This window comes from Nitrososphaera sp. (assembly GCF_050748925.1).
Classification (GTDB): domain Archaea; phylum Thermoproteota; class Nitrososphaeria; order Nitrososphaerales; family Nitrososphaeraceae; genus Nitrososphaera.
The window spans coordinates 1-1284 of the sequence record NZ_JBOGQF010000243.1; the positions used below are offsets into that span (position 1 = coordinate 1).

The 1284-nt window shown below is 52.3% G+C and carries 2 protein-coding genes; one reads left to right on the top strand and one right to left on the bottom strand.

Annotated elements, in window-relative coordinates:
* Positions 1-529, top strand: a 529-nt coding sequence (locus tag ACREAY_RS11970) for a glutamate racemase (RefSeq protein WP_431755993.1), incomplete at its 5' end; no start/stop codon positions are given.
* Positions 530-995: 466 nt separating this feature from the next.
* On the opposite strand, the gene ACREAY_RS11975 is transcribed toward ACREAY_RS11970, so the two are convergent.
* Positions 996-1284 (bottom strand): hypothetical protein (locus ACREAY_RS11975; protein WP_431755994.1); only part of this gene is annotated, 289 nt, incomplete at its 5' end.

Genomic DNA, 1284 nt, shown 5'->3' on the forward strand with positions numbered 1-1284 from the left:
CCCCCTGATAGGCGTACGGCCGCCGCTAAAGGAGGCGTCCCGGCTCACAAAGAAAAGGCACATCGGGATAATGGCGACTGAAAGCACGCTCAGGAGCAAGGAGCTGGAGAACCAGATACGCAGGGAAGTGCCGCAGCACATACTACTCACAAAGTTCAACGCGTCGCCTATAATCGAGCTGGTCGAAAGGGGCGTGCACCTTGAAGACGAGCGCAGGACGTTTGACGTCGTTTCGCGCGTCATTGGCGACGGCGTGGACGAGAAGATAGACGTAATAACGTTATCGAGCACGCACCTGCCGTTTGTCAAGAAATATCTCAACGCGCTGCTGCCGACAGTAAGATTCGTCGACCCGGCTCAGATGGTCGCAAAAGACGTGAGAAAGTTCCTGTCGATGAACCGCATGACCAAAAAAAGTGGCACCGGGAAACTGCAGATACTCGTGTCAGATGGCAAGCGCGAGTTTGAAAGATCGATACGCGCCATGGGCATCCGCGAGACCGTGGAAGAAGTGTTCCTTACCTTTTAACAAGGGTCTGCCTTTTGTAAAAGCGCCGGATTTACGGTATCGGTAAACGGACAGCAGTATCAGAAATATCCCTAATAGACAATAAGCGAACCAGAACTGCCTGTTTGACGCACGCATTCCACATATAGCGGGCGGTCCCTATCCTTGATCCCAATGCGCCTTTCCAAGAGGAAGGTCCCAGCACTGAACTTGCGCCTAGAGGAGTTTGGGGTGAATGTTGAGGCATTGAAGAGAGTTGGACTTTCTGCAGACGCACTGGACGTGCTTTACTGCGCGGTCAGGATTGTAGACTCGCACAGGAGGAGTGAGAGGCAGGTGCCGAAATTTGACGGCCTTTGCCGCAATCCGTTACCCTGACGTTTCGAAACTGTTCTGTTGTAATCAACATCCGATTCAACATAACCATAAAAGTGGTAAGCTAACCAAGCGTCATGCCGTGCGTGCTAAATGTTGACTATCTCTTTCATTAGACTTTCTTTACATGAAAAGGTGCGGAAAGGGAGCCAAAAGCCCCGTCAGAACGCAGAAAATAGATGGAAAAGGCGCAGAACGACGCAGGAAATGAGGCAAATGCTGAAAGTGAACTCGTCTGACCGGTGAGGGAGGCATGTGCCTGGCAGCCGAAGGCGGGTGCCGGGTCAGTTGCAACCGTGCGTCCTGCATTGAAGAGGGAAATGGCTCCAGTCGTACAGCAACGAAAGAAAAAATTGACAATAAAGGCGCGCTTGGTTCGCAGACCGTGCATTGGGCGGGCC